The following is a 24,025-nucleotide window of genomic DNA, read 5'->3' on the forward strand; positions in this document are numbered from 1 at the left end:
TGGCACAAGACGAATAGGAGTCTCACATGAAATCATTGCTGGATTTGTTCAAACAGGTCACACAAAAAGAAGAATTCGATGCGATCAAGATCGGTCTTGCGTCGCCTGAGAAGATACGTTCCTGGTCGTACGGCGAAGTGAAGAAGCCGGAAACCATCAACTATCGCACTTTCAAGCCGGAACGCGACGGCCTGTTCTGCGCCAAGATCTTCGGACCGGTGAAAGATTACGAATGCCTGTGCGGCAAGTACAAGCGCCTGAAGCATCGCGGCGTGATCTGCGAGAAATGCGGCGTGGAAGTCACGCTGTCCAAGGTGCGCCGTGAGCGCATGGGGCATATCGAGCTGGCCTCCCCGGTCGCGCACATCTGGTTCCTGAAGTCGCTGCCGTCACGTCTGGGCATGGTGCTGGACATGACGCTGCGTGACATCGAGCGTGTGCTGTACTTCGAAGCCTATGTAGTGACCGAGCCCGGCATGACGCCGTTGAATCGTGGTCAGTTGCTGTCGGAAGACGACTATCTGGCCAAGACCGAGGAGTACGGCGACGAGTTCACCGCCATGATGGGCGCGGAAGGTGTGCGTGCCTTGCTGAGCAATCTGGACGTGACCAGCGAGATCGAGACGTTGCGTGCCGATCTGGCAGCAACCGGTTCAGAGACCAAGATCAAGAAATATGCCAAGCGTTTGAAGGTGCTGGAGGCATTCAATGCTTCAGGCATCAAGCCGCAATGGATGGTGATGGAAGTGTTGCCGGTGTTGCCGCCGGAATTGCGTCCGCTGGTGCCGCTGGATGGTGGTCGGTTCGCGACTTCCGACCTGAACGATCTGTACCGCCGTGTGATCAACCGCAACAATCGTTTGCGCCGTCTGCTGGAACTGAAGGCGCCTGATATCATCGTGCGCAACGAAAAGCGCATGCTGCAGGAAGCGGTGGATTCGCTGCTGGACAACGGCCGCCGCGGCAAGGCGATGACCGGCGCGAACAAGCGCCAGTTGAAGTCGCTGGCGGACATGATTAAAGGCAAGGGCGGACGTTTCCGCCAGAACCTGCTGGGTAAACGCGTGGATTACTCCGGCCGTTCAGTGATCGTGGTCGGCCCGCAGCTCAAGCTGCACCAGTGCGGTTTGCCGAAGAAGATGGCGCTGGAACTGTTCAAGCCGTTCATCTTCAGCCGACTCGAGGCAATGGGGTTGGCGACCACCATCAAGGCGAGCAAGCGCATGGTGGAGGCCGAAGAGCCTGTCGTGTGGGATATCCTGGAAGAAGTGATCCGCGAACATCCGGTGCTGTTGAACCGCGCGCCGACACTGCACCGTCTGGGTATCCAGGCGTTCGAGCCGATGCTGATCGAGGGCAAGGCGATCCAGTTGCACCCGCTGGTCTGTTCCGCGTTCAACGCCGACTTCGACGGCGACCAGATGGCAGTGCATGTGCCGTTGTCGCTCGAGGCGCAGATGGAAGCCCGCACCCTGATGCTGGCTTCGAACAACGTGTTGTCGCCGGCCAACGGCGAACCGATCATCGTTCCTTCGCAGGACATCGTGCTGGGCTTGTACTACATGACGCGCGAGAAAGTCGGCGCGCTGGGCGAAGGCTCGATGTTTGCCAACATCGCCGAAGTGTCGCGTGCCTATGAGTCGCGCGAAGTGGAGCTGCAAGCCAAGGTGGTGGTGCGTCTCAAAGAGAGTCACCGGGACGAAGCCGGCCAGCCAGTGGAAAAGCTGACCCGTTACGAAACCACGGTCGGTCGTGCGCTGCTGTCGGAAGTGCTGCCCGCCGGACTGCCGTTCGCGTTGATCAACAAGACGCTCAAGAAGAAGGAGATCTCGCGCCTGATCAATGCCAGCTTCCGTCAGTGCGGTTTGCGCGATACCGTGATCATGGCCGATAAGCTGATGTATACCGGTTTCAGTTATGCGACCCGGGCCGGTATTTCGATTTCAGTGGACGATATGCTGATGCCGCCGCAAAAGAACGATCTGATCGGTGCTGCGGAAAAAGAAGTGCATGAGATCCATACCCAGTATACGTCCGGTCTGGTGACCGATGGCGAACGCTATAACAAGGTGGTGGATATCTGGGGACGTACCGGCGATATCGTGGCCCGGGCGATGATGGAGCAGTTGGGCAGCGAACCGGTCATCGACCGTGTTACGGGGGAGCCGCGCATGGAGAAGGGCAAGCCCGTCATGCAGGAATCGTTCAATGCCATTTACATGATGGCCGACTCCGGTGCGCGCGGTTCGGCGGCGCAGATTCGCCAGTTGGCAGGGATGCGCGGCCTGATGGCCAAGCCGGACGGTTCGATCATCGAGACGCCGATCACCGCGAACTTCCGCGAAGGCCTGAACATGTTGCAGTACTTCATTTCCACGCACGGTGCACGTAAAGGCCTGGCCGATACCGCGTTGAAGACCGCGAACTCCGGCTATCTGACACGTCGTCTGGTGGACGTGACTCAGGATCTGGTCGTGATCGAGGACGATTGCGGTACCGGGAATGGTACCTTCATGAAGGCGATTGTCGAGGGCGGTGAAGTGATTGAGCCGTTGCGTGAACGTATTCTCGGACGCGTGGTGAGCGCAGATGTGATCAATCCCGAGACATCGGAAACGCTTTATTCGGCAGGTGTTCTGCTTGATGAAGCGGCCGTGGAACGTATCGAGGCGCTGGGCATAGACGAAGTGCGCGTGCGTACCCCACTGAATTGCGAAACCCGCTTTGGTTTGTGTGCCAAGTGTTATGGCCGCGATCTTGGCCGTGGTGGCCAAATCAATGTCGGCGAGGCAGTGGGCGTGATCGCCGCCCAGTCCATCGGTGAGCCGGGTACTCAGTTGACCATGCGTACTTTCCACATCGGTGGTGCGGCTTCGCGTACCGTGGTGGCCAGCCAGGTGGAAAGCAAGTCGAATGGTGCGCTGAAATTCAGCCAGAACATGCGCGTGGTGACTACGGTGCGCGGCGAACTGATCGTCGTGGCGCGTAGCGCCGAAGTGATCGTGGCCGATGAGCATGGTCGTGAGCGTGAGCGCCACAAGGTCCCGTACGGGGCAATGCTGGCAGTCAAGCAGGGTGATGCTGTGCGTGCCGGTACGGTGCTGGCATCATGGGATCCGCATACCCGTCCGATCGTCACCGAATACGCCGGCAGGGTGAGTTTCCAGAATGTCGAAGAGGGTGTAACGGTTGCCAAGCAGATTGATGATGTGACCGGTTTGTCTACGCTGGTGGTCATCGATCCGAAACAGCGTGGCGGGCAGGCTAAGACTGCACTGCGCCCGATGGTGCGCCTGATCGACGATGAGGGGCAGGAAGTCAAGCTGGCGGGAACGGAGACATCGGTCAGCGTGACCTTGCAGACCGGTTCCATCATTACCGTCGAAGACGGTCAGCATGTGGGTGTGGGTGATGTGCTGGCGCGTATACCGCAGGAGAGCAGCAAGACGCGCGACATTACCGGTGGTCTGCCGCGCGTGGCTGAGTTGTTTGAGGCGCGCGTACCCAAGGATGCGGGTGTGCTGGCTGAATGCACGGGTACGGTTTCGTTCGGCAAGGATACCAAGGGCAAGCAGCGCCTGGTGATTACCGATGTGGATGGCGTGGCGCATGAGTTCCTGATTCCAAAGGAGAAGCATGTGCTGGCGCATGATGGCCAAGTGGTCAACCGCGGTGAGATGATTGTGGATGGACCGGCCAATCCGCACGATATTCTGCGTTTGCTGGGAGTTGACGAGCTGGCCCGCTACATCACCGACGAAGTACAGGATGTGTACCGCCTGCAAGGTGTGAAGATCAGCGACAAACATATCGAGGTGATCGTGCGCCAGATGTTGCGCCGCGTGCAGATCAACGATGCGGGGGATACGCGCTTCATTACCGGCGAGCAAGTGGAACGTGCCGACCTGCTGGAAGAGAACGAACGCGTGGTTGCGGACGGGAAAAAACCGGCGACTTTCGATTACATGTTGCTGGGTATCACCAAGGCTTCGCTGTCTACCGATTCGTTTATTTCTGCGGCGTCGTTCCAGGAAACCACGCGTGTACTGACCGAAGCGGCGATCATGGGCAAGAAGGACGAGTTACGCGGCCTGAAGGAAAACGTCATCGTGGGTCGTCTGATTCCAGCCGGCACCGGTCTGGCTTATCACAACACGCGCCGCAAACAACGCCTGGGAATCGATTTGGCTGAGGGGCGTGAACTGCAGGAAGCGGATGCGATTGCGCCGGAGGAGTTGCTTGACGCAGAGCCGGAATCTCTTGACACGTCAGGGGTTTCTCAATAGAATTCGCAACCTTTTTTGCCGTCGCAGCGGACCGGATTTTGTCATGCTGCGACGGTGAGTTTTTTGTTTGTTGATTTTTAACGAATTTTTCGGAATCTTTTTAGGATGTGTAGATAATGCCAACCATTAACCAGTTGATCCGCAAGCCGCGTGTTGCAATCGTAGAAAAGAGCAAGGTGCCTGCCTTGGAAGGTTCTCCGCAAAAACGCGGTGTGTGTACGCGTGTGTATACCACGACCCCCAAGAAGCCTAACTCTGCGTTGCGTAAGGTAGCCAAGGTTCGCTTGACCAATGGTTTCGAAGTCATCTCCTACATCGGTGGCGAGGGCCATAACCTGCAGGAGCACTCGGTGGTGCTGTTGCGCGGTGGTCGTGTAAAGGATCTGCCGGGTGTGCGTTATCACATGGTGCGCGGCAGTCTGGATACTGCAGGTGTGAAGGATCGCAAGCAGGCGCGCTCCAAGTACGGTGCGAAGCGCGCCAAGAAGGCGTAAGTCTGATTTTCAAGTAATTCATTCGAGGTTGATATGCCAAGACGCAGAGAAGTCCCCAAACGCGAAGTCCTGCCTGATCCGAAGTTCGGTAATCAGGACCTGTCCAAGTTCGTGAACGTATTGATGACGGCCGGTAAGAAGTCGGTCGCGGAGCGCATTCTGTACGGTGCGCTGGAGCAGGTCGGCAAGAAGACCGGCAAGGACGCGATCGAGGTGTTCAATCTGGCGTTGAACAATGCCAAGCCGCAAGTCGAGGTGAAGAGTCGTCGTGTGGGCGGTGCGAACTATCAGGTTCCGGTCGAGGTGCGTCCTTCGCGTCGCATGGCCTTGTCGATGCGTTGGTTGCGCGAAGCGGCTCGCAAGCGTGGCGAGAAGTCCATGGATATGCGTCTGGCCGGTGAATTGATTGACGCATCCGAGGGTCGCGGTGGCGCCGTCAAGAAGCGCGAAGAAGTACATCGTATGGCAGAAGCCAACAAGGCGTTCTCGCATTTCCGTTTCTAATCAAGTAAAGACAGTCAGGTAATCATCGTGGCACGCAAAACACCAATCGAACGCTATCGTAATATCGGCATCAGCGCACACATCGACGCTGGTAAGACCACTACCACCGAACGTATCCTGTTCTACACGGGTGTGAACCACAAGATCGGTGAGGTGCACGACGGTGCGGCCACGATGGACTGGATGGAGCAGGAGCAGGAACGTGGTATCACCATCACCTCCGCTGCGACGACCTGCTTCTGGAAAGGCATGGAGCTGCAATTTCAGGAGCATCGCTTCAATATCATCGACACTCCGGGGCACGTGGACTTCACCATCGAGGTGGAGCGTTCCATGCGCGTACTGGACGGTGCCTGCATGGTGTATTGCGCCGTGGGTGGCGTGCAGCCGCAGTCCGAGACAGTGTGGCGTCAGGCCAACAAGTACAAGGTGCCGCGTCTGGCCTTCGTGAACAAGATGGACCGTTCCGGTGCCAACTTCTTCAAGGTCGTGGACCAGATGAAGACGCGCCTCAAGGCGAATCCGGTGCCCATCGTGATTCCCATCGGCGCTGAAGAGAAGTTCGTCGGCGTTGTCGATTTGGTCAAGATGAAGGCGATCATCTGGGACGAAGAGTCTCAGGGCATGAAGTTCGATTACCGTGATATTCCTGCTGACTTGGTGGCAACCGCCAATGAGTGGCGCGAGTTGATGGTCGAGTCTGCTGCCGAAGCTTCCGAAGAGTTGATGAACCTCTATCTCGAGAACGGCGAGTTGTCTGAAGAGCAGATCGTCGCCGGCCTGCGTCAGCGTACCATCGCCTGCGAGATTCAGCCGATGTTGTGTGGCTCCGCGTTCAAGAACAAGGGTGTGCAGCGCATGCTGGATGCTGTGATCCAGTTGCTGCCTTCCCCGGTGGATATTCCTGATGTGGGTGGCGAGACCGAGGGTGGGGAACATGTCACCCGCAAGGCGGATGACAGCGAGAGTTTCTCTGCATTGGCATTCAAGCTGATGACCGATCCGTTCGTTGGTCAACTGACTTTCGTGCGCGTGTATTCCGGCGTGCTGAAAAAAGGTGACACGGTATACAATCCGGTGCGCGGCAAGAAAGAGCGCATTGGTCGTATCGTGCAGATGCATGCGAACGAGCGCAAGGAAGTTGATGAGATCCTGGCTGGAGATATTGCTGCCTGTATCGGCCTGAAAGAAGTGACCACCGGCGAGTCGCTATGCGATGTCAATAAGCCGATCATTCTTGAGCGTATGGTGTTCCCGGAGCCAGTGATCCACGTGGCGGTTGAGCCAAAGACCAAGGTTGACCAGGAAAAGATGGGTATTGCGCTGGGCCGTCTGGCACAGGAAGACCCGTCGTTCCGCGTACGTACCGACGAAGAGTCCGGTCAGACGATTATTTCCGGCATGGGTGAGTTACATCTTGAGATTCTGGTGGATCGCATGAAGCGCGAGTTTGGCGTGGAAGCCAATGTGGGTGCGCCACAAGTGGCCTACCGCGAAGCGATCCGCAAGCTGGTTGAGGTTGAAGGCAAATATGCCAAGCAGACCGGCGGTCGCGGTCAGTATGGTCATGTCTGGATCAAGATGGAGCCGAATGAGGCTGGCAAGGGCTTCGAGTTCGTGGACGCAATCAAGGGCGGTACTGTTCCTCGCGAATTCATTCCTGCGGTTGAAAAGGGATTGCGGGAATCGTTGCCGAATGGTGTGCTGGCAGGCTACCCTGTCGAGGATGTCAAGGTCACATTGTTTGATGGTTCCTACCACGATGTTGACTCGAACGAGAATGCGTTCAAGATGGCTGCCTCCATGGCGTTCAAGGACGGCATGCGCAAAGCCAATCCGGTGTTGCTGGAGCCGATGATGGCAGTCGAGGTGGAAACGCCGGAAGATTACACCGGTACGGTGATGGGTGACCTGTCTTCCCGTCGCGGTATGGTGCAGGGCATGGAAGACATGGCGGGCGGTGGCAAGGCCGTGAAAGCCGAAGTGCCGCTGGCTGAGATGTTCGGTTACTCGACCGCGCTGCGTTCCGCAACGCAGGGGCGTGCAACCTACACTATGGAATTCAAGCACTACGCCGAAGCGCCAAAGAATGTCGCTGAAGCCGTGATGAACAGCAAGAAATAATTCAGAACTTTAGTCGGAGAGCGAAATGGCAAAGAGCAAATTTGAACGTACGAAGCCGCACGTGAATGTGGGCACGATTGGTCACGTGGACCACGGCAAGACCACCCTGACGGCGGCGATCACGATGGTGCTGTCCAAGAAGTTTGGTGGAGAAGCCAAGGCCTACGATCAGATCGACGCGGCGCCTGAAGAAAAGGCGCGCGGCATCACCATCAATACCGCGCACGTCGAATACGAGACCGCGAGCCGTCACTACGCACACGTTGACTGCCCGGGCCACGCCGACTACGTCAAGAACATGATCACCGGTGCTGCCCAGATGGACGGCGCGATCCTGGTTTGCTCCGCTGCTGACGGCCCGATGCCGCAGACCCGCGAGCACATCCTGCTGGCTCGTCAGGTTGGTGTGCCCTACATCATCGTGTATCTGAACAAGTGCGACATGGTCGACGACGAAGAGCTGCTGGAACTGGTTGAGATGGAAGTGCGCGAGCTGCTCTCCAAGTACGAATTTCCTGGCGACGACATTCCCATCGTCAAGGGCTCCGCGCTGAAAGCCGTACAAGGCGATGCCGGCGAGTTGGGCGAAGGCTCCATCCTGAAGCTGGCTGAAGCGCTGGACAGCTACATTCCGACGCCGGAACGCGCCATCGACGGCACCTTCCTGATGCCGGTGGAAGACGTATTCTCCATCTCCGGTCGCGGCACCGTCGTAACTGGCCGTATCGAGCGTGGTGTCATCAAAGTGGGCGAAGAAATCGAGATCGTTGGCATCAAGCCGACCCTGAAGACCACCTGTACCGGCGTCGAGATGTTCCGCAAACTGCTCGACCAGGGTCAGGCAGGCGACAACGTCGGCGTACTGCTGCGCGGCACCAAGCGTGAAGAAGTCGAGCGTGGTCAGGTTCTGGCCAAGCCCGGCTCCATCACCCCGCACACCAAGTTCACCGCCGAGATCTACGTTCTGGGCAAGGATGAGGGCGGTCGTCACACTCCGTTCTTCCAAGGCTACCGTCCTCAGTTCTACTTCCGTACGACTGACGTGACCGGAGCGGTGGAGCTGCCGGCCGGAACCGAGATGGTGATGCCTGGCGACAACGTGTCGATCACGGTGAACCTGATCAACCCGATCGCGATGGAAGAAGGTCTGCGCTTCGCGATCCGCGAAGGCGGTCGTACCGTCGGCGCCGGTGTGGTTGCAAAGATCATCGAGTAAAGATACAATGCGCGCCCTCGCGTGGCTGCGGCCACGCGTTTTCGTTCTTTAATTGGCGGCTAGGCCGCCGTAAATGCAAGAGATAATTATGCAAAGTCAGAAAATTCGCATTCGCCTCAAGGCGTTTGACTATCGCTTGATTGACCAGTCGGCAGCGCAGATTGTTGAAACTGCCAAGCGCACCGGCGCGGTGGTAAATGGACCGGTGCCGCTACCAACCAAGATCGAGCGTTTCGATGTGTTGCGTTCCCCGCACGTCAACAAGACTTCGCGCGATCAGTTCGAGATTCGCACCCATCTGCGCCTGATGGATATTGTCGATCCGACAGATAAAACAGTTGATGCGCTGATGAAGCTTGATCTGCCGGCAGGCGTGGATGTCGAAATCAAGTTGCAGTAAGGTAAAGTGTAGCAAAAGCAGCAAAATCGGCTGACCAATTGTAGTCGGCCCCTTAACAAGAGGAAATTAAAATGAGTCTAGGACTTGTCGGTCGCAAGATTGGCATGACCCGCGTTTTCACCGAGGACGGTTCTTCGTTGCCGGTGACAGTGCTGGAAGTGTCCAATAATCGTGTCACTCAGGTTAAATCCGTGGATACTGATGGTTATACTGCTGTGCAGTTGGCGCACGGTGTACGCCGTCCCGGTCGTGTCAGCAAGGCTGCCGCCGGACATTACGCCAAGGCGGGTGTGGAAGCCGGGAGTGCATTGAAAGAATTTACTGTATCCCCTGAACAACTGGCCGATCTGCAGGTTGGTTCGACGGTCAGCGTTGAAATGTTCCAAGTGGGGCAGCTCGTTGATGTAACCGGCGTATCCAAAGGTAAGGGCTATGCCGGTACCATCAAGCGCTACAACTTCAAGTCCGGCCGTGCAACGCACGGCAACTCCAAGTCGCATAACGTGCCGGGTTCTATCGGTATGGCGCAGGATCCAGGTCGCGTATTTCCGGGCAAGCGCATGACCGGGCATCTCGGCGATGTGCAAAAGACCGTCCAGAATCTTCAGGTCGTGCGTGTTGATGTCGCGCGTCAACTGCTGCTGGTCAAGGGTGCCGTTCCAGGCGCGCAAAACGGCAGCGTGATCGTGCGTCCCGCAGTAAAGGCAGGTGCGTAATGGAACTCAAAGTCATTAACGATAAGGGGCAGGCAACTGCAAACCTGAGTGCTTCCGACGAATTGTTCGGCCGCGAATATAACGAGGACCTGGTTCACCAGCTGGTCACTGCTTACATGGCGAATGCACGTTCCGGAAACAGCAAGCAAAAGGGACGTAGCGAGATCGCCAAGAGCACGCGCAAGCCATTCGCGCAAAAAGGTACCGGTCGCGCACGCGCCGGTATGGCGTCCAGCCCGTTGTGGCGTGGCGGCGGCAAGATTTTTCCGAATACCGGGGAAGAGAATTACACGCAAAAAGTGAATCGCAAGATGTATCGCGCAGGCTTCGCGTCGATTCTGTCGAAACTGGTCAGCGAGGAACGCCTTGTGGTGGTGGATGACCTGACTGTCGATTCGCCCAAGACCAAGCTGCTGGCGCAAAAAATCAAGAGTATGGGTTTGGACTCCGGTCGTGTACTGATTATCACCGACAGTATTGATGAGAATCTGTACCTGTCTTCGCGCAATCTGCCGAACGTTCTGGTGCTGGAAGCCAATCAGGCTGATCCGGTCAGTCTGGTGCGTTTCCCCAGCGTAGTGGTGACGCGCAATGCGGTGGCCAAAATCGAGGAGATGTTCGCATGAGTACGCAACAATTCAGCCAAGAGCGATTGATGAAAGTGTTGCTCGCCCCGCAAATCTCCGAAAAAGCCACTTACGTCGCCGACAAGAACGAGCAAGTGATTTTCCGTGTTGCGCCCGATGCGACCAAGCCAGAGGTCAAGGCTGCCGTTGAACTGATGTTCAAGGTCAGCGTGGATAGCGTCCAGATAGCGTGCGTCAAAGGGAAGGTCAAGCGTACTGGTCGTTATGTCGGTCGCCGCAACAACTGGAAGAAGGCCTATGTGTGTCTGGCTGCCGGACAGGAAATCAATTTTGCTGCAAGCGAGCAAGGATAATCATCATGGCATTGCTTAAACTAAAACCAACAACCCCGGGACAGCGCGGCGTATTGCGCGTTGTCGATCGTGAATTGCACAAGGGCAAGCCAGTAGCTGCATTGCTGGAAAAGAAGTCCAAGACTGCGGGACGTAACCATAATGGCCATATCACCACTCGTCATATGGGCGGCGGTCATAAGCAGCACTATCGCATGGTTGACTTCAAGCGCAACAAGGACGGTATTCCGGCGACTGTTGAGCGTCTGGAATACGATCCGAACCGTAGTGCCAATCTGGCCTTGCTGTGCTATGCCGATGGTGAGCGCCGTTATATCATCGCTCCCAAGGGGGTTTCCGCAGGCGCAACCCTGTTGAGTGGATCCGAAGCTCCGATCAAGCCGGGCAACGCACTCCCGCTGCGCAACATTCCTGTCGGTTCGACCCTGCATTGCATTGAGATGCTTCCTGGCAAGGGTGCGCAATTGGCACGTTCTGCAGGCACTTCCGTTCAATTGCTGGCGCGCGAAGGCAGTTATGCCCAGTTGCGCTTGCGTTCCGGAGAGATCCGCAAGGTGCATATCGACTGCAAGGCGACGCTGGGCGAAGTGGGTAATTCCGAGCATAGTCTGCGTTCCATCGGTAAGGCTGGCGCGATGCGTTGGCGCGGTGTTCGTCCGACGGTACGTGGTGTGGTGATGAACCCGGTCGATCACCCGCACGGCGGTGGTGAAGGCAGAACTGCAGCCGGCCGTCATCCGGTCAGTCCATGGGGTGTGCCGGCCAAGGGTTTCCGTACACGTCGCAACAAGCGTACCGACAGCATGATCGTGCGTCGTCGCTTTAAGGCTTAAGGGGTAGATATATGGCACGTTCCATTAAAAAAGGTCCATTTGTTGACGCTCACTTGCTCAAGAAGGTTGAGGCAGTGCGTGCGACTAACGACAAACGTCCGGTGAAAACCTGGTCGCGCCGCTCGACGGTGTTGCCCGAGTTCGTCGGTTTGACGATTGCAGTGCATAACGGGAAGCAGCATATTCCCGTGTATGTATCTGAGAACATGGTAGGTCACAAACTGGGTGAGTTTTCCCTGACGCGTACCTTCAAGGGGCACGCTGCTGATAAAAAAGCGGCCAAGAAATAAGGGGGCATGATGACTACGACTATCGCAGTTGCAAAAAACATTCATCTCTCCGCGCAGAAAGGCCGCTTGGTGGCTGATCAGATCCGCGGTCTGCCGGTTGCGCAAGCGCTCAACATCCTGACCTTCAGTCCGAAGAAAGGCGCTGGAATTATCAAAAAGGCGCTGGAATCCGCGATTGCCAATGCTGAGCATAACGATGGTGCGGATATTGACGAATTGAAAGTCAAGATCATCTACGTCGACAAAGCGGCATCGCTGAAGCGTTTCATGGCGCGTGCCAAAGGGCGTGGCAACAGGATCGAGAAACAGACCTGTCATATCACCGTTCACGTCGGAAACTGAGGATAACTATGGGACAGAAAATTCATCCAACCGGTTTCCGGTTGAGCGTTCGCAAGAACTGGGACTCCAAGTGGTATGCCAACAGCGAGAATTTTGCCGATCTGTTGATTCGGGACATCGAGATTCGTGCTTTCCTGAAAAAGAAACTGGCTTCCGCTGGTGTTTCCAAGGTAATCATCGAGCGTCCGGCCAAGAATGCGAAGGTTACGATTTACACCGCGCGTCCTGGCATGGTAATCGGCAAGAAGGGTGAGGATATCGAATCCTTGCGCGCAGAATTGCGCAAGCGTATGGGGTTGCAATCGGTGGATGTCGCAATCGAGGAAGTGCGCAAGCCGGAAGTCGATGCGCAGTTGATAGCCGATAACATCACCGCTCAACTGGAAAAGCGCATCATGTTCCGTCGTGCCATGAAGCGCGCGATGCAAAATGCAATGCGTCTGGGCGCGCAAGGCATCAAGATCATGAGCGCGGGACGTCTGAACGGCATCGAGATCGCGCGTACCGAGTGGTACCGTGAAGGCCGTGTGCCGTTGCATACACTGCGCGCCGATATTGATTACGGAACCTCGGAAGCGAAAACCACCTACGGCATCATCGGCGTGAAGGTTTGGGTATTTAAGGGTGAAGTTTCCGGCCAGGAAGTTACTGCGCCGGTTGCGGCCGAGCCGGAAAAGAAAGCAAGAAAGTCGGGAGCAAAGCATGCTACAGCCAGCTAGAAGGAAGTACCGCAAGGAACAGAAAGGCCGCAATACCGGCATTGCCACACGTGGCAACAAGGTTAGTTTCGGCGAGTTTGGCCTCAAGTCGGTTGCGCGCGGTCGTTTGACGGCGCGTCAGATCGAGGCAGCACGACGTGCCATGACGCGCCACATCAAGCGTGGCGGTCGCATCTGGATACGCGTTTTCCCGGACAAGCCGATCTCCAAGAAACCGGCTGAAGTTCGCATGGGTAATGGTAAGGGCAATCCTGAGTACTACGTCGCTGAAATCCAGCCAGGCAAAATGCTGTATGAAATGGATGGGGTGGATGAGGCCGTGGCACGCGAAGCGTTCCGTCTGGCATCCGCCAAGTTGCCAATCGCGACCACCTTCGTGGTCAGACAGGTAGGTGCATAAGATGAAAGCCAGTGAACTGAAAACAAAGTCTGCGGTGGATCTGCAACAGGAATTGTTGTCCCTGACCAAAGCGCAATTCGGTATGCGTATGCAGGTGGCAACGCAGCAAATGACAAATACCAGCGAGTTGCGCAAGGTGCGCCGCGATATCGCACGCGTAAAAACCGTATTGAAAGAAAAGGGTGTCCAGTAATGAGCGATTCCAAACTGAAGCGTACCCTGACCGGTACCGTTGTAAGCGACAAAATGGACAAAACCGTAACCGTTCTGGTCGAGCGCAAGGTAAAACATCCGTTGCTGGGCAAGATCATTCGCGTTTCCAAGAAGTACCATGCACATGATGAAGCTAATGAGTTTCATGCGGGCGATGTGGTGACGATCGAAGAGTGCCGCCCGTTAGCCAAGACAAAAACCTGGCGCGTTACAAAGCTGCTGGAAAAGGGTGCTGCCGCTTAGTTGTAATTTCTGCTTGCATCTTTCCCGAATTTGCATATAATGCGCGGCTTCGTTTCATCGCCGCTTGCGGCGACCTAACCCGAACGGGTTCCAAAACTGGCCGCCTTGAGCGGAATAAGTTGGAGATTAAATAATGATACAAATGCAGTCTGTTTTAGATGTGGCTGATAATACCGGTGCGCGAGCTGTAATGTGCATCAAGGTGTTGGGTGGTTCCAAGCGTCGTTATGCTTCCGTTGGTGATGTCATCAAGGTGAGTATCAAGGATGCAGCTCCGCGCGGTCGCGTAAAGAAGGGCGAGGTATATAACGCCGTGGTGGTTCGCACTGCCAAGGGTGTGCGTCGCACCGATGGTTCGCTGGTCAAGTTCGATGGTAATGCGGCCGTGTTGCTGAATGCCAAGCTGGAGCCGATCGGCACGCGTATTTTCGGGCCGGTGACTCGCGAGTTGCGTACCGAGAAGTTCATGAAGATCGTTTCGCTGGCACCTGAAGTGCTGTAAGCGGCATACGGATCGAGTCGAGGAAAATCATGCGCAAGATTAAGAAGAACGATGATGTGATCGTCATCGCAGGCAAGGATAAGGGCAGTCGCGGCAATGTGTTGCGCGTGCTGGGCGATTACCTGTTGGTGAGTGGTATCAATAAAGTAAAGAAGCATCAGAAGCCTAACCCGGTAAAGGGTTTGACGGGTGGTATCGTGGAGAAGGAATTGCCGATTCATGTTTCGAATGTGGCAATCTTCAATGCGGCTGCCAAGAAAGGCGATCGAGTCGGTATTAAAACGCTGGAAGATGGACGCAAGGTTCGCGTATTTAAGTCCAACGGCGAAGTGATTGACGCTTAAGGGGTAAGACAGCATGGCTCGTTTGTATGAGTTGTACAAGGACAAGGTCTCCAAGGACTTGATGAAGCAGTTCGGCTACAAGTCCATCATGGAAGTGCCGCGCATCGAAAAGATCACCCTGAACATGGGGGTTGGCGAAGCGGTGGCAGACAAGAAGGTGATGGATTTTGCCGTCGGCGATATGCAAAAGATTGCCGGGCAAAAGCCGGTGGTCACAATGTCGAAGAAATCCATTGCCGGATTCAAGATTCGAGAAGGCTATCCGGTGGGTTGCAAGGTGACCTTGCGCAAGGAGCGCATGTATGAGTTTCTGGATCGTCTGATTTCCGTTGCGATTCCGCGCATTCGCGATTTTCGCGGTATTTCTGGAAAGTCGTTCGATGGGCGCGGCAACTACAACATGGGCGTGAAAGAGCAGATCATTTTTCCGGAGATTGAGTACGAGAAGATTGATGCGTTGCGTGGTATGAATATCACGATTACCACCACCGCGAAGACCGACGAAGAAGCCAAAGCGCTTTTGTCGGCATTCAAACTCCCATTAAAGAAATGAGGGAAGACTAATGGCTAAGATGGCAGTGATTAACCGTGAGCAGAAGCGCCGTGACACCGTGAAAAGGTTTGCGGCCAAGCGCGCAGAGTTAATGGCAACGATTACCAATATGGCGCTCAGCACTGAGGAGCGCGCTGCTGCGCGTCAGAAACTGCAGGCGTTGCCCCGCGATGCAAGCCCGGTTCGGCTGCGCAATCGTTGTGCGTTGACTGGTCGTCCGCGTGGCACTTTCAGGAAGTTTGGTTTGGGGCGTATCAAGGTGCGTGAATTCGCGATGCGCGGTGAGATTCCCGGCGTCGTTAAGGCCAGCTGGTAGGAGAAATATATGAGTATGAGTGATCCGATCTCCGACATGTTGACGCGCATTCGCAATGCGCAGATGGCGGAAAAAACCACGGTGGTGATGCCTTCTTCGAAGTTGAAGGTGGCGATCGCCGAGGTGCTGAAAGACGAAGGCTATGTGGATGGCTTCAGTGTCATCAAGGGTGATGGCGGCAAAGCTACGCTGGAAATTGGCTTGAAATATTACAGCGGCCGTCCGGTAATCGAGAACATCCAGCGCGTCAGCCGTCCGGGACTGCGTATTTACAAGGGTTCCGAGGATATTCCAAGGGTGATGAACGGTTTGGGTATTGCTATCGTTTCCACTTCCAGGGGTTTGATGACCGACCGCAAAGCACGTGCCAATGGTATTGGCGGTGAAGTGCTGTGCGTAGTCGCGTAGTGAGGTAGATATGTCTAGAGTTGCCAAGAATCCTGTTGTGGTGCCGAGCGGTGTTGAGGTTGCGGTGGCTGCGAATGAAATTTCGGTGAAGGGGCCGCTGGGTACCCTCAAGCAGGCATTGTCGGACGATGTGAGCGTGGTGCGCGAGGGCGATAGTCTGTTGTGCAAGGCGCAGAACGATTCCGCTCAGGCTGGCGCGATGTCCGGTACGGTCCGCGCATTGCTGGCCAATATGGTTGAAGGTGTCAGCAAGGGCTTTGAACGCAAGCTGACGCTGGTCGGCGTGGGCTATCGTGCTCAGGCAGCCGGCGACACCCTGAACCTGACCTTGGGTTTTTCCCATCCGGTTTCTTACAAGATGCCGAGCGGTATCAAGGTCGAAACTCCGACGCAAACCGAGATCGTGTTGAAGGGTGCCGACAAGCAGCGTATCGGACAAGTCGCCGCTGAAATCCGTGCTTTCCGTGAACCTGAGCCATACAAGGGCAAAGGTGTGCGCTATAGCGACGAAGTGGTGATCCTGAAAGAAACCAAGAAGAAATAATTGAGGCGGATATGTTGAACAAGAAAGAATCACGTCAGCGCAGGGCACGCAAAACCCGTGCACGCATTGCTGAGAAGAAAACAGTACGTCTGGCTGTTCACCGTACTAACCTGCACATTTATGCCCAAGTATTGTCTGCTTGTGGTTCCAAGGTGCTTGCCAGTGCATCCAGTTTGGAAGCGGATGTTCGCAAGGATCTGGCTAACGGCGGTAACAAGGCTGCTGCGGTCGTGGTGGGCAAGCGTATCGCTGAAAAGGCCAAGGCAGCGGGCATCACGCAGGTGGCGTTCGACCGTTCCGGTAATCGATATCATGGTCGTGTCAAGGCGTTGGCTGAGTCCGCGCGTGAACATGGTCTACAGTTCTGATTGGAGTTGAGTGATGGCTAAGCCGCAAGGAAAAATGCAGCAGCAGGAAGAGCGTGATGACGGTCTGATCGAGAAGATGATTTCCGTGAATCGCGTCACCAAGGTAGTCAAGGGTGGGCGCATCATGGGATTTGCCGCGTTGACGGTTGTCGGAGATGGCGATGGGCGAGTAGCCATGGGCAAAGGCAAATCCAAGGAAGTGCCGGTTGCCGTACAAAAGGCAATGGACGAGGCGCGTCGCAATCTGATCAAGGTCAGCCTGAAGAATGGCACACTGCATCATACGGTGGTCGGTAAGCACGGTGCGGCGAAAGTGCTGATGCAGCCGGCATCGGAAGGTACTGGCATCATCGCAGGTGGTGCGATGCGTGCGGTATTCGAGGCGGTAGGTGTGCGTGACGTGCTGGCCAAGTGTATTGGTTCCAGCAATCCATACAACGTGGTGCGTGCCACATTGAACGGTTTGAAAGCGCTGAACGCGCCGTCCGAAATTGCTGCCAAGCGCGGCAAGAGCGTTGATGAGATTATGGGGTAAGACATGACACAAGCCAAAACAATCAAAGTGACGCAGATCAAGAGCCTGATTGGCGCCAAGCAATCGCATCGCGATACCATTCGCGGTTTGGGTCTGCGCCGCATCAACCATACCGTGCAACTGGAAGATACTCCTTGCGTGCGCGGCATGATCAACAAAGTGTTTTACTTGGTCAAGTGCGAGGCATAACAGATGCAACTCAATAATATTCAAGCTGCACAAGGCGCAAAGCATGCTAAACGCCGTGTCGGACGCGGAATTGGTTCCGGCCTGGGCAAAACTGCTGGTCGTGGCCATAAGGGGCAAAAATCCCGTGCGGGCGGTTTTCATAAGGTCGGATTCGAGGGCGGTCAGATGCCGTTGCAACGTCGTTTGCCGAAGCGCGGCTTTATTTCACTGACGCGCAACGATACTGCGCAAGTGCGTTTATCGGATTTGCAAAGGATGCCTGTCGATAGTATTGACCTGCTCGCACTCAAGCAGGCAGGCGTGGTTCACGCTACCGCATTGAGTGCGAAAGTGATTCTGTGTGGCGAAATATCCCGTGCGGTCAAGTTGCAGGGAGTGCTGGCGACCAAGGGCGCGCGCGCGGCAATCGAAGCCGCTGGCGGCAGTTTTGCGGAATAAGGTCGGTACGTGAGTACAGCTGTTAGGGGTGTTGCAAAGGGCAAGTATGGCGATTTGAGTCAGCGCCTGTGGTTCTTGCTGGGCGCGCTGATTGTGTTTCGAATCGGCGCGCATATCCCGGTTCCGGGAATCGATCCGGTTGTGTTGGCAGATTTGTTTAAGCGGCAATCAAGCGGTATCCTGGGGATGTTCAATATGTTCTCGGGGGGGGCGCTGGAACGCTTCACGATTTTTGCGCTTGGTATCATGCCTTACATTTCGGCATCGATCATCATGCAGTTGGCGGCGATTGCCGTTCCGCATCTTGAGCAGTTGAAGAAGGAAGGCGAGGCAGGGCGTCGTAAAATCACTCAATATACGCGGTATGGGACATTGGCTCTTGCCTTGTTCCAAGCATTCGGTATATCGGTCGCCTTGCAATCTCAGCCGGGGTTGGTGCCGAATCCGGGCGCAATGTTCCAGTTGACTTCCGTGATTACCTTGGTGACAGGGACGATGTTTTTGATGTGGCTGGGTGAGCAGATTACTGAGCGCGGTTTGGGCAATGGTATTTCGTTGATTATTTTTGCCGGCATTGCTGCGGGCTTGCCGAGTGCAATCGGCGGCACACTGGAACTTGCACGTACTGGTGCGTTTTCGATACCTCTGGTGTTGTTCCTGCTGGTCGGTTCGGTCGCGGTTACGGCACTGGTTGTGTTTGTCGAACGTGGTCAGCGCAAGATATTGGTGAACTATGCCAAACGTCAGGTGGGTAATAAGGTGTATGGCGGACAAAGTTCGCATTTGCCGTTGAAGTTGAATATGGCTGGTGTGATTCCGCCGATTTTTGCTTCCAGTATCATCCTGTTCCCGGCGACGATCGCGGGATGGTTTGGCAGCGGAGATGGAATGAGTTGGCTGAAAGATGTTAGCGAGAAACTGTCGCCTGGTCAGCCGATTTATGTGATGGTGTATGCCGCAGCAATTGTGTTTTTCTGTTTTTTCTATACGGCGTTGGTGTTTAGCCCGAAGGAAACAGCTGATAACCTGAAGAAGAGCGGGGCATTTTTGCCCGGTATTCGTCCCGGCGAACAGACTGCGAAGTACATCGAGAAAATAATGTTGCGCTTGACGATGGTTGGCGCGGTGTATGTCACCCTGGTTTGCTTGTTGCCGGAGTTTCTGGTGGTGAAATGGAACGTGCCATTCTATTTCGGCGGCACATCGCTGTTGATTCTGGTGGTGGTCACGATGGACTTTATGGCGCAAGTGCAGTCCTATCTGATGACGCATCAGTATGAGAACTTGCTGAAAAAGGCCAACTTTAAAGGCGGGCTAGCACGCTAATGGCTAAAGAAGAGGTAATTCAGCTGCAAGGTGAGATTGAGGAGTCGTTGCCCAATGCCACCTTCCGAATCAAGCTGGAAAACGGCCATGTGGTATTGGGCCATATTTCGGGAAAGATGCGCATGCACTACATACGTATTTTGCCGGGCGACAAGGTGACTGTGGAGTTGACTCCATATGATTTGAGCAGGGCACGGATTGTGTTCCGCGCCAAATAGTTGAGTAAGCAAGGAGAAGCAAATGAGAGTTCAGGCGTCAGTAAAGAAGATTTGCCGTAACTGCAAGATCGTTATTCGCAACCGCGTGGTGCGTGTTATTTGCAAAGAGCCACGCCACAAGCAACGCCAAGGCTAATTGAATAGAATTGGCTGCGGGTGTTATAATTTTCGTTTCTCAAAGATAGGGTAACTGCATGGCACGTATTGCAGGGGTAAATATCCCCAACCACCAACACGCCGTGATTGCTTTGACTGCAATCTACGGTATCGGTCGTACACGTTCGCAAGAGATCTGCGTATCGGCAGGGGTGAACGCATCCACCAAGATGAAAGACTTGACGGATGCGGAAGTGGAAAAGCTGCGCGAACAAGTCGCCAAATTTACGGTTGAAGGCGACTTGCGCCGCGAAGTGACGATGAGCATCAAGCGACTGATGGATCTTGGTTGCTATCGAGGCACTCGCCACCGCCGCGGCTTGCCGTGTCGCGGTCAGCGTACTCGCACCAACGCACGTACCCGCAAGGGGCCGCGCAAGGCGATCGCCGGCGCCAAGAAGTAAGTTTGCTATAACGCACAGAGGATCAAATCATGGCTAAGCCAAGTAGCACGAAAGTGCGCAAGAAAGTCAAGAAGAACGTAGCCGAGGGTGTCGCTCATGTTCATGCTTCTTTCAACAACACCATCATTACCATCACCGACCGCCAAGGCAATGCATTGGCATGGTCTACCAGTGGTGCGCAAGGATTCAAGGGCTCGCGCAAGAGTACGCCGTTTGCCGCGCAGGTTGCTGCTGAAGTTGTCGGAAAATCTGCCCAAGAATGCGGTGTAAAGAATCTTGAAGTGCGTATCAAGGGCCCTGGTCCGGGACGCGAATCCGCAGTGCGTGCGTTGAACGCCGCTGGTTTTAAGATCACCAGCATTTCTGATATTACGCCGGTGCCTCACAACGGTTGTCGTCCGCCTAAGAAGCGCCGTATCTAAAACAATTAGGAGTCGATCTTGGCTAGAAATCTCGATGCAAAGTGCCGTAAGTGCCGCCGCGAAGGCGAAAAGCTGTTTTTGAAAGGTGAGAAGTGTTTCACTGACAAATGCGCGGTTGAGCGCAGGGCTTACGCACCCGGTCAACACGGGCAGAAGAAAAACACACGACTGTCCGAGTATGGTGGTCAATTGCGTGAAAAGCAAAAAGTCCGTCGTATTTATGGCGTTCTGGAAAGACAGTTCCGTCTGGCCTACAAGGCGGCTGAGAGCCAGCGCGGTATTACCGGTGAGAACCTGTTGCAGAACCTGGAGTCGCGTCTGGACAACGTCACTTACCGTATGGGCTTTGGTGCATCGCGTGCCGAAGCGCGGCAAGTCGTGCGCCACAACGGTTTGTTGGTGAACGGCAAGCGCGTGAACATTCCTTCCTATCAAGTGCGTCCTGGAGACGTAGTTGAGGTTGCCGAAAAATCCAAGGCACAACTGCGCATCAAGGCGGCGCTGGCAGCTGCCGAGCAGCGCGGTTTCCCGGAATGGATCGAGATGGACACCAAGGCGTTGAAGGGTACATACAAGGCCAAGCCGCAACGTGCTGAACTGCCCGCAACCATCAACGAGCATCTCGTGGTTGAGTTGTATTCCAAGTAATCCACGCGGAGTAGCATATGCCCAAGAACGAATTTTTGAAGCCACGCATCATTGATGTGCAAAAGATCTCCGACACCCAAGCCAAGGTGGTGATGGAGCCTTTCGAGCGTGGCTATGGTCACACGCTTGGTAATGCATTGCGTCGTATCCTGTTGTCATCCATGGCTGGCGCTGCTCCAACCGAGGTGAAGATCGCCGGTGTGTTGCATGAGTACGCGACCATCGACGGCGTGCAGGAAGATGTCGTGGATATCCTGCTGAACCTGAAAGGTGTAGTACTGCGTCTTCACAACATGAATGAGGTTGTCCTGACCCTGAAGAAGGATGGGGCGGGCGTGGTGACTGCGTCGGATATCAGCGGCAATGCGGATGTCGAGGTGGTCAACCCGGATCACGTGATTGCGCACCTGACTGACGGCGGCAAGCTGGACATGCAGATCAAAGTGGAGCAAGGGCGTGGTTATGTGTCTTCCATTTCCCGCCAGGCGCCGAACGAAACACGCGCAGTCGGTCATATCGCACTGGACGCATCTTTCAGCCCGGTCAGCCGAGTCAGTTATGCTGTCGAAAGCGCGCGCGTCGAACAGCGTACCGACCTTGATAAGCTGGTGATGCACATCGAAACCAACGGTGCGATTGATCCGGAACAGGCAATCCGCAATGCTGCGCGCATTCTGGTTGACCAATTCTCCGTGTTTGCTGCACTGGAAGGGACTGAGCCTGTCGTTGAAAAGGTACAGGCGCCGAAAGTCGATCCGATTCTGTTGCGTCCGGTGGATGATCTGGAACTGACACCACGTTCCTCCAACTGCCTCAAGGCGCAGAGCATCCATTACATCGGTGACCTGATTCAGCACACCGAGAATGACTTGTTGCGAACCCCGAATCTTGGTCGCAAGTCCTTGAATGAAATCAAACAGGTTCTTGCCGAGCACAATTTGTCGCTTGGTATGAAACTGGAAAACTGGCCTGTCGCTTCCGTTTGAGGCAGCGCAGCACATAGAAGAAGTTAAGAGAGGCAAATCATGCGTCACCGTTCAGGTTTAAGAAAACTCAATCGTACCAGCAGCCACCGTCTGGCGATGTTCCGCAATATGACTGTGTCCCTGTTACGTCACGAAGTCATCAAGACCACCCTGCCCAAGGCCAAGGAGCTACGCCGTGTCGCAGAACCCATCTTGACGCTGGGCAAGACCCCGAGTCTGGCCAATCGCCGTCTGGCGTTCTCTCGTCTGCGTGATCGCGAAATGGTGACCAAGCTGTTTGATGAACTCGGTCCGCGCTATGCGGCACGTAACGGCGGTTACTTGCGCATCCTCAAGTTCGGTTTCCGTCAAGGTGACAACGCGCCGATGGCGTTGATCGAACTGATGGATCGTCCGGCAGAAGCAACAGCCGTGGAAGCCGAATAGTTCTGTTTCAAGTTCAAACAAAAAGCCGGGATATCCCGGCTTTTTGTTTGATACACTTTCAAAAAATCAACCGGGAGATCAACATGCCTAACTGGTTCGCCGACAACTCGCTATCCGTAGGACGTACCCCGCTGATACGCCTTAATCGCATTACCGACGGTGCGCCCGCTACCGTTCTCGGAAAGATCGAAGGGCGCAACCCGGCCTATTCTGTCAAATGCCGTATCGGTGCGGCGATGGTCGCCGACGCAGAGCGACGTGGTCTGCTGGATCCGGGCAAGCATATCGTGGAACCTACCAGCGGCAACACCGGTATCGCCTTGGCATTCGTTGCGGCGGCGCGCGGTATTCCGCTGACGCTGACCATGCCGGAGACCATGAGCATCGAACGGCGCAAGCTGCTGGTTGCATTCGGGGCGACCCTGGTATTGACGGAGGGTGCCAAGGGTATGGGGGGCGCCATAGCCAAGGCAGAAGAGATTGCGGCTTCCGATCCGAAATATGTACTGTTGCAACAGTTCAAGAATCCTGCCAATCCAGAAATTCATGAAAAGACGACCGGCCCCGAGATATGGAACGATACGAACGGGAAAGTGGACATCTTCGTTGCGGGCGTGGGTACCGGTGGAACCATTACCGGCGTATCGCGCTATATCAAGAACGTCAAATACAAAAAGATCACCTCTGTTGCGGTCGAGCCGTCCGCCAGCCCGATCCTTACGCAGCATCGCGCCGGAGAAGCGTTGAAACCCGGCCCGCACAAGATACAGGGCATCGGCGCTGGCTTTGTGCCTGATACCCTCGACCTGTCCATGGTGGACGAGATCGAGCAAGTGAGCAACGAAGAGGCGGTGCAGTACGCACGTCGTCTTGCGCACGAAGAAGGCATCCTTTCGGGTATTTCCAGCGGTGCTGCGGTGGCGGCAGCTGTGCGCCATGCCAAGCGTCCCGAGAATTCCGGCAAGACCATCGTAGTCGTGTTACCGGATTCCGGCGAGCGTTATCTCAGTTCCATCCTGTTCGAGGGCATGTTCGACGAAAAAGGCATTGCGGCGGCCTGATTGGCGAGTGGCGTAGAAGCTATTCGCCATCAATCTTGCCTCGACCTGCCTTGATCCTGCCACGCTGTATTTTATCTTCGATGCGTTTTCTTACCGAATTGCGCGTCGGCTTGGTCGGGATACGTCTCTTGTGCGTGATCGTGGCGCTTTGCAATAAGTCGGCCAGTCGCGCCAACGCATCGCTGCGATTCTTCTCCTGACTTCGATAGCGCTGCGCCTTGATGATGATCACGCCGTCGCAGGAAATACGGCCGTCAGGGATTTGCCGCAATCTTTTCTTGAAGGCTTCGGGAAGCGAAGAGGCATTGATGTCGAACCTCAGATGGATCGCAGTTGAAACCTTGTTGACATTCTGACCGCCAGTACCTTGGGCGCGTATCGCATTCAGTTCGATCTCGCGGTCCGGGATGCTGATCTTTCCGGAAATGAGTAGCATCCCCGCATACCTACTGATCGAGCGC

The 24,025-nt window shown here is 55.3% G+C and carries 36 protein-coding genes; 35 read left to right on the forward strand and 1 reads right to left on the reverse strand.

Going from position 1 to position 24,025, the window contains the following annotated elements; translation table 11 throughout:
• Window positions 1–26: 26 nt before the first annotated feature.
• The 35 genes from rpoC (at window position 27) to cysK (ending at window position 23,564) form a co-directional block, all read left to right on the forward strand.
• Window positions 27–4,286 (forward strand): DNA-directed RNA polymerase subunit beta', encoded by a 4,260-nt coding sequence (rpoC, locus tag IPM27_10310; protein MBK9161931.1) that lies wholly within the window; start codon window positions 27–29, stop codon window positions 4,284–4,286.
• A 116-nt stretch (window positions 4,287–4,402) separates the two neighbouring features.
• On the forward strand, window positions 4,403–4,780 hold the full coding sequence (rpsL, locus tag IPM27_10315; protein ID MBK9161932.1) for a 30S ribosomal protein S12: 378 nt from the start codon (window positions 4,403–4,405) through the stop codon (window positions 4,778–4,780).
• A 33-nt stretch (window positions 4,781–4,813) separates the two neighbouring features.
• Window positions 4,814–5,284 carry a 30S ribosomal protein S7 gene (gene rpsG / locus IPM27_10320; GenBank protein ID MBK9161933.1) on the forward strand — a complete coding sequence of 157 codons (471 nt, stop codon included), beginning with the start codon at window positions 4,814–4,816 and terminating at the stop codon, window positions 5,282–5,284.
• Between the two features lie 27 nt (window positions 5,285–5,311).
• Window positions 5,312–7,408 carry an elongation factor G gene (gene fusA / locus IPM27_10325; protein ID MBK9161934.1) on the forward strand — a complete coding sequence of 699 codons (2,097 nt, stop codon included), beginning with the start codon at window positions 5,312–5,314 and terminating at the stop codon, window positions 7,406–7,408.
• Window positions 7,409–7,433: 25 nt separating this feature from the next.
• On the forward strand, window positions 7,434–8,624 hold the full coding sequence (gene tuf, locus IPM27_10330; GenBank protein ID MBK9161935.1) for an elongation factor Tu: 1,191 nt from the start codon (window positions 7,434–7,436) through the stop codon (window positions 8,622–8,624).
• 88 nt (window positions 8,625–8,712) lie between these two features.
• A complete protein-coding gene (gene rpsJ / locus IPM27_10335; protein ID MBK9161936.1) occupies window positions 8,713–9,024 on the forward strand; it encodes a 30S ribosomal protein S10 in 312 nt (103 codons plus the stop codon).
• A gap of 71 nt (window positions 9,025–9,095) precedes the next feature.
• Window positions 9,096–9,740: a 50S ribosomal protein L3 gene (rplC, locus tag IPM27_10340; protein ID MBK9161937.1), complete on the forward strand. Its 645-nt coding sequence runs from the start codon at window positions 9,096–9,098 to the stop codon at window positions 9,738–9,740.
• Window positions 9,740–10,366, forward strand: a complete 627-nt coding sequence (rplD, locus tag IPM27_10345) for a 50S ribosomal protein L4 (GenBank protein MBK9161938.1) — start codon at window positions 9,740–9,742, stop codon at window positions 10,364–10,366. Before rplC ends, rplD begins: the two co-directional genes overlap by 1 nt.
• Window positions 10,363–10,680, forward strand: coding sequence for a 50S ribosomal protein L23 (gene rplW / locus IPM27_10350; GenBank protein ID MBK9161939.1), 318 nt, complete (start codon window positions 10,363–10,365; stop codon window positions 10,678–10,680). Before rplD ends, rplW begins: the two co-directional genes overlap by 4 nt.
• Before the next feature lie 5 nt (window positions 10,681–10,685).
• Window positions 10,686–11,513, forward strand: coding sequence for a 50S ribosomal protein L2 (gene rplB / locus IPM27_10355; GenBank protein ID MBK9161940.1), 828 nt, complete (start codon window positions 10,686–10,688; stop codon window positions 11,511–11,513).
• Window positions 11,514–11,524: 11 nt separating this feature from the next.
• Window positions 11,525–11,803: a 30S ribosomal protein S19 gene (rpsS, locus tag IPM27_10360; GenBank protein ID MBK9161941.1), complete on the forward strand. Its 279-nt coding sequence runs from the start codon at window positions 11,525–11,527 to the stop codon at window positions 11,801–11,803.
• A 9-nt stretch (window positions 11,804–11,812) separates the two neighbouring features.
• Window positions 11,813–12,145: a 50S ribosomal protein L22 gene (gene rplV / locus IPM27_10365; GenBank protein MBK9161942.1), complete on the forward strand. Its 333-nt coding sequence runs from the start codon at window positions 11,813–11,815 to the stop codon at window positions 12,143–12,145.
• 8 nt (window positions 12,146–12,153) lie between these two features.
• A complete protein-coding gene (gene rpsC, locus IPM27_10370; GenBank protein MBK9161943.1) occupies window positions 12,154–12,864 on the forward strand; it encodes a 30S ribosomal protein S3 in 711 nt (236 codons plus the stop codon).
• A complete protein-coding gene (rplP, locus tag IPM27_10375; protein ID MBK9161944.1) occupies window positions 12,848–13,264 on the forward strand; it encodes a 50S ribosomal protein L16 in 417 nt (138 codons plus the stop codon). The genes rpsC and rplP overlap by 17 nt, the downstream gene beginning before the upstream one ends.
• A 1-nt stretch (window position 13,265) precedes the next feature.
• Window positions 13,266–13,457, forward strand: a complete 192-nt coding sequence (gene rpmC / locus IPM27_10380; protein MBK9161945.1) for a 50S ribosomal protein L29 — start codon at window positions 13,266–13,268, stop codon at window positions 13,455–13,457.
• Window positions 13,457–13,720 carry a 30S ribosomal protein S17 gene (rpsQ, locus tag IPM27_10385; GenBank protein ID MBK9161946.1) on the forward strand — a complete coding sequence of 88 codons (264 nt, stop codon included), beginning with the start codon at window positions 13,457–13,459 and terminating at the stop codon, window positions 13,718–13,720. The genes rpmC and rpsQ overlap by 1 nt, the downstream gene beginning before the upstream one ends.
• Before the next feature lie 133 nt (window positions 13,721–13,853).
• On the forward strand, window positions 13,854–14,222 hold the full coding sequence (gene rplN, locus IPM27_10390) for a 50S ribosomal protein L14 (GenBank protein MBK9161947.1): 369 nt from the start codon (window positions 13,854–13,856) through the stop codon (window positions 14,220–14,222).
• Between the two features lie 29 nt (window positions 14,223–14,251).
• Window positions 14,252–14,566 carry a 50S ribosomal protein L24 gene (rplX, locus tag IPM27_10395; protein MBK9161948.1) on the forward strand — a complete coding sequence of 105 codons (315 nt, stop codon included), beginning with the start codon at window positions 14,252–14,254 and terminating at the stop codon, window positions 14,564–14,566.
• Window positions 14,567–14,579: 13 nt separating this feature from the next.
• Window positions 14,580–15,119, forward strand: coding sequence for a 50S ribosomal protein L5 (rplE, locus tag IPM27_10400; GenBank protein ID MBK9161949.1), 540 nt, complete (start codon window positions 14,580–14,582; stop codon window positions 15,117–15,119).
• A 10-nt stretch (window positions 15,120–15,129) separates the two neighbouring features.
• Window positions 15,130–15,435: a 30S ribosomal protein S14 gene (gene rpsN, locus IPM27_10405; protein ID MBK9161950.1), complete on the forward strand. Its 306-nt coding sequence runs from the start codon at window positions 15,130–15,132 to the stop codon at window positions 15,433–15,435.
• A gap of 9 nt (window positions 15,436–15,444) precedes the next feature.
• Window positions 15,445–15,843: a 30S ribosomal protein S8 gene (gene rpsH, locus IPM27_10410; GenBank protein ID MBK9161951.1), complete on the forward strand. Its 399-nt coding sequence runs from the start codon at window positions 15,445–15,447 to the stop codon at window positions 15,841–15,843.
• 10 nt (window positions 15,844–15,853) lie between these two features.
• On the forward strand, window positions 15,854–16,387 hold the full coding sequence (rplF, locus tag IPM27_10415) for a 50S ribosomal protein L6 (GenBank protein MBK9161952.1): 534 nt from the start codon (window positions 15,854–15,856) through the stop codon (window positions 16,385–16,387).
• Between the two features lie 14 nt (window positions 16,388–16,401).
• A complete protein-coding gene (gene rplR, locus IPM27_10420; GenBank protein MBK9161953.1) occupies window positions 16,402–16,755 on the forward strand; it encodes a 50S ribosomal protein L18 in 354 nt (117 codons plus the stop codon).
• Between the two features lie 13 nt (window positions 16,756–16,768).
• Complete coding sequence (gene rpsE, locus IPM27_10425; protein MBK9161954.1) at window positions 16,769–17,290, forward strand: 30S ribosomal protein S5; 522 nt, start codon at window positions 16,769–16,771, stop codon at window positions 17,288–17,290.
• A 3-nt stretch (window positions 17,291–17,293) separates the two neighbouring features.
• Complete coding sequence (rpmD, locus tag IPM27_10430) at window positions 17,294–17,479, forward strand: 50S ribosomal protein L30 (GenBank protein ID MBK9161955.1); 186 nt, start codon at window positions 17,294–17,296, stop codon at window positions 17,477–17,479.
• 3 nt (window positions 17,480–17,482) lie between these two features.
• On the forward strand, window positions 17,483–17,917 hold the full coding sequence (gene rplO / locus IPM27_10435) for a 50S ribosomal protein L15 (GenBank protein ID MBK9161956.1): 435 nt from the start codon (window positions 17,483–17,485) through the stop codon (window positions 17,915–17,917).
• A gap of 9 nt (window positions 17,918–17,926) precedes the next feature.
• Window positions 17,927–19,243: a preprotein translocase subunit SecY gene (secY, locus tag IPM27_10440; protein MBK9161957.1), complete on the forward strand. Its 1,317-nt coding sequence runs from the start codon at window positions 17,927–17,929 to the stop codon at window positions 19,241–19,243.
• On the forward strand, window positions 19,243–19,461 hold the full coding sequence (gene infA / locus IPM27_10445; GenBank protein MBK9161958.1) for a translation initiation factor IF-1: 219 nt from the start codon (window positions 19,243–19,245) through the stop codon (window positions 19,459–19,461). Before secY ends, infA begins: the two co-directional genes overlap by 1 nt.
• Before the next feature lie 22 nt (window positions 19,462–19,483).
• Window positions 19,484–19,597 (forward strand): 50S ribosomal protein L36, encoded by a 114-nt coding sequence (rpmJ, locus tag IPM27_10450; protein ID MBK9161959.1) that lies wholly within the window; start codon window positions 19,484–19,486, stop codon window positions 19,595–19,597.
• Window positions 19,598–19,655: 58 nt separating this feature from the next.
• Entirely contained in the window at window positions 19,656–20,021 is a 366-nt protein-coding gene (rpsM, locus tag IPM27_10455; protein ID MBK9161960.1) for a 30S ribosomal protein S13, read from the forward strand.
• A gap of 29 nt (window positions 20,022–20,050) precedes the next feature.
• Window positions 20,051–20,443, forward strand: a complete 393-nt coding sequence (rpsK, locus tag IPM27_10460) for a 30S ribosomal protein S11 (GenBank protein ID MBK9161961.1) — start codon at window positions 20,051–20,053, stop codon at window positions 20,441–20,443.
• 18 nt (window positions 20,444–20,461) lie between these two features.
• Complete coding sequence (rpsD, locus tag IPM27_10465) at window positions 20,462–21,091, forward strand: 30S ribosomal protein S4 (protein MBK9161962.1); 630 nt, start codon at window positions 20,462–20,464, stop codon at window positions 21,089–21,091.
• A 17-nt stretch (window positions 21,092–21,108) separates the two neighbouring features.
• Window positions 21,109–22,077 (forward strand): DNA-directed RNA polymerase subunit alpha, encoded by a 969-nt coding sequence (rpoA, locus tag IPM27_10470; protein ID MBK9161963.1) that lies wholly within the window; start codon window positions 21,109–21,111, stop codon window positions 22,075–22,077.
• A 39-nt stretch (window positions 22,078–22,116) separates the two neighbouring features.
• The gene (gene rplQ, locus IPM27_10475; GenBank protein MBK9161964.1) at window positions 22,117–22,503 is read left to right on the forward strand and encodes a 50S ribosomal protein L17; all 387 of its coding nucleotides are present in this window, start codon (window positions 22,117–22,119) and stop codon (window positions 22,501–22,503) included.
• Between the two features lie 83 nt (window positions 22,504–22,586).
• Window positions 22,587–23,564, forward strand: coding sequence for a cysteine synthase A (cysK, locus tag IPM27_10480; GenBank protein MBK9161965.1), 978 nt, complete (start codon window positions 22,587–22,589; stop codon window positions 23,562–23,564).
• A gap of 19 nt (window positions 23,565–23,583) precedes the next feature.
• Here the strand turns inward: cysK and arfB are convergent, their stop codons facing one another.
• The gene (arfB, locus tag IPM27_10485) at window positions 23,584–24,000 is read right to left on the reverse strand and encodes an aminoacyl-tRNA hydrolase (GenBank protein MBK9161966.1); all 417 of its coding nucleotides are present in this window, start codon (window positions 23,998–24,000) and stop codon (window positions 23,584–23,586) included.
• Between the last annotated feature and the right edge of the window lie 25 nt (window positions 24,001–24,025).

The sequence above is a fragment of the Nitrosomonadales bacterium genome, from assembly GCA_016716325.1.
GTDB lineage: Bacteria > Pseudomonadota > Gammaproteobacteria > Burkholderiales > Gallionellaceae > Gallionella.